Consider the following 2,951-nt stretch of genomic DNA (forward strand, 5'->3'; position numbering starts at 1 on the left):
TAAAGATGAGAACACAACACAAACTATCGTTGCATAGAGAGACACTTAAACATAGGAATAAAAAAAGAGCCAAGGTGACTGCGTCACCTGGCTCCTCGGTCCACCAACATCAAAAATTCATGAACCCAAAAATGAATGTCTATCCGGCGATATTTTTATATTATTTTATTTCATTCTACTTTAGCACATCAATTCCTTGAGTCAAATATATTTTCGTCTTATAAGCCACTGTAGTCATGATTGATGAGATCAATGTATTTAAACTGACCTTCATGGTATTGAAAGTCCAAAGCTGAGCAATTAGTGGCGAATCAGAAGCACCTTGGATCTTACCTCGTAAGTTGAATAATGTCTGCCCATGTCGCATCATATAGATTGTTTGTCCCATTACAACAGCTCCTTCCATTCTCCTTCAAATATTATATTAAAATAACCTCTTGAAGTATAAAATTATACTCCATGAGGCTACAAATTTACTTAATTCGACTTCATTAACTCATCCACATACTCAACCACCTCGGGTTGTTTTGCTTCAATCTCTTTAATTTTTTCGGCAAATTGTGGTAGGTGTTCTTTGTGCGCGTAAAGTAATTCATCCAACACACGTTTGGCTGTATTTCCTGCTGGTACTAAAGGATTGATCGTAAAGGCGTGTAAAGCTGCACCGTAGTTACCCTCAACCGCAGCACGAATGACTGTCTCCTCCATTCCTTTCATCAACTGTAACATTCCTCTAGCTGCTGGCATGAAGCTTCCCCAGTTGTAAGGCATGGCTCCGTGAGAGGTAATTTCCGCTGATACTTCAATAATTGAATTATACGGTAAATCAGCAATTGCACCTTTGTTCTGTGTCGAGACAACCATTTGAGTGCGTTTGTCATTATAGATTGACGCAATCACTTCACAAGCCGCGTCACTATAATACGTTCCCCCACGTTGTGTTAATTCTTCCGGTTTGTAATCTAGTTCAGGATTTTTATACAGTTCGAACAAGCTTCTTTCTGTTTCTTTCACTACTTGCGCACGCGTTTCCCCATTTTTAAATTCTTCAATTGAATGCTCTAACATAATATCTTCAGAATAGTAGTAATGGTGGTAACCGCAAGGTAGTAGTCCCAAGTCTTGAATTTGATCGACATTATAACCTGCGTCGTGAATATTTTTTAGTGCGCTTTCAGGTGCATCCTCATCCTCTTTGTATAACAAATCGATGACTTCTTTTGTGCGCTCATTCCCAGCTTTATCCCAAACCCGGTGCCAATGAAAATGATTAATCCCAGCAAATTGAAAATTTAATTCTGCTTGTTCCACATTTAATTTCTCAGAAACATCCATACAGTGAGTAATCGGAACATTACATAAACCAATCGTGCGTTTCCAACCGAATTCATTAATCGCTGCTTCCGTTACCATCCCAGCTGGATTGGTGAAGTTGATTAACCAAGCATTTGGGCATTGTTGTCGCATATCTTCAATAATTGAACCAATCACAGGAATTGTACGCATCGCCTTAAGCATCCCACCGGCTCCATTTGTTTCTTGTCCTAAAATACCGTGTGACAATGGAATCCGTTCATCTTTCACACGCGCATCCAGTAGCCCTACACGAAATTGTGTCGTCACAAAGTTTGCATCTTTTAAGGCATTGAAACGGTCTAAAGTTAATGTCACTTTCCAGTCTAATCCGGCCGCTTTAATCATTCGCTTAGCCATTTCGCCAACGATATTCAGTTTTTCCTGCCCCGCCTCGATATCCACCAGTACGATTTCTTCGATTGGCAATTCATCTTTTCGTTTAATATAACCTTCAATGAGTTCAGGCGTATAGCTTGATCCGCCACCGATTGTTACAATTTTAATCCCTTTAGCCATAAAAAATATAGCCTCCTCTATTTGTTTGTAAGGTTAGCTTAACCCTGCAAGTAAACCTTTACAACAGCGTGAGGTCAAGTAGTATGCCTCGTCACAAATCAATGGTCTTTTCACATTTTCCTTGTGTAAGGGTGACACAAAATATACTAAATGTTGTGAAAATCACTCAATTCCTATATGATTAAATAAAATGAAGTTAGGAGACTATCATGCTAATTATCGAACAAATGAAGTCTGAACATTTTTCTGATGCCGAACAAACCTTAGTCGACTACATGACCGAAAACCCACAGTTACTGGAAAACATGACCACCACTGCTCTAGCTCAAATAACACACACGAACCCGACAAGTTTAATTCGTGTAGCGAAAAAGCTCGGCTTTAAAGGTTGGACCGACCTAAAAGATGCCTATTTAAAGGAATGGCACTATTTAAATAGTAATTATAATTCCATTGACGCAAACCTCCCATTTGAAAAGCAAGATAACTTACTTTCTATAGCCAATAAGCTAGCCACTCTTGAGCACAATACGATTCAAGATACGCTGTCCTTATTAGATTATCAGAATTTAATGCAGGCCCAAGAAAAATTATTGAAAGCCAAAGAAATTAAAATTTTCGGAAGTCATACAAATGCAATGATTTCACAAGATTTTGTCACTAAAATGCGCCGAATTAATCGAAACGTGTCGATTGCATCGACGTATCACTACATTGATTACGAAGCTTACCATTCAACGGAAGACACGTGCGCCATCGTCATTTCCTATACGGGAGAGAATGATATTATGCTAAAATGCATTGACATGTTGCGTGAACGCGGCTCATCCATTATTAGTCTGACAAGTATTGGCGACAATACGATTTCTAATTTGAGTGACGTTACTTTACATATTACAACACGGGAAAAGCTCTATTCAAAGATTGCGAATTTTACTTCCAACACATCAATTCCTGAATAATTCATACCTCTATAATTTAAGCTGGTTTCTTGAATAAATTAATCGTTCTTGGAAAAATTGGAAATTTTTCTACAAAATAGTGCGTTCTCGAAGTAGATTTTAACTAAATGAACCTTC

General features: G+C 38.3%; 2 protein-coding genes and 1 pseudogene. 1 reads left to right on the forward strand and 2 read right to left on the reverse strand.

What is annotated here, in order from left to right; genetic code table 11:
* Positions 1–301: 301 nt before the first annotated feature.
* Both ACEN33_RS12030 and ACEN33_RS12035 read right to left on the reverse strand, forming a co-directional pair.
* A pseudogene (locus tag ACEN33_RS12030) lies at positions 302–388 on the reverse strand (histidine phosphatase family protein); the annotation flags it as partial.
* 89 nt (positions 389–477) lie between these two features.
* Positions 478–1,872: a 6-phospho-beta-glucosidase gene (locus ACEN33_RS12035; protein WP_407095184.1), complete on the reverse strand. Its 1,395-nt coding sequence runs from the start codon at positions 1,870–1,872 to the stop codon at positions 478–480.
* A 209-nt stretch (positions 1,873–2,081) separates the two neighbouring features.
* On the opposite strand from ACEN33_RS12035, the gene ACEN33_RS12040 reads away from it, so the two are divergent.
* Positions 2,082–2,834, forward strand: coding sequence for a MurR/RpiR family transcriptional regulator (locus ACEN33_RS12040; protein ID WP_407095185.1), 753 nt, complete (start codon positions 2,082–2,084; stop codon positions 2,832–2,834).
* Positions 2,835–2,951 lie beyond the last annotated feature (117 nt).

The organism is Ruoffia sp. FAM 24228, assembly GCF_045528575.1.
In the GTDB taxonomy this organism is placed as follows: Bacteria; Bacillota; Bacilli; order Lactobacillales; family Aerococcaceae; genus Ruoffia; species Ruoffia halotolerans.

Bases quoted from the DNA above. Each gene is read 5' to 3' on its own strand.
- ACEN33_RS12035 (WP_407095184.1), bottom strand. From the start codon at position 1,872: ATGGCTAAAGGGATTAAAATTGTAACAATCGGTGGCGGATCAAGCTAT.
- ACEN33_RS12040 (WP_407095185.1), top strand. From the start codon at position 2,082: ATGCTAATTATCGAACAAATGAAGTCTGAACATTTTTCTGATGCCGAA.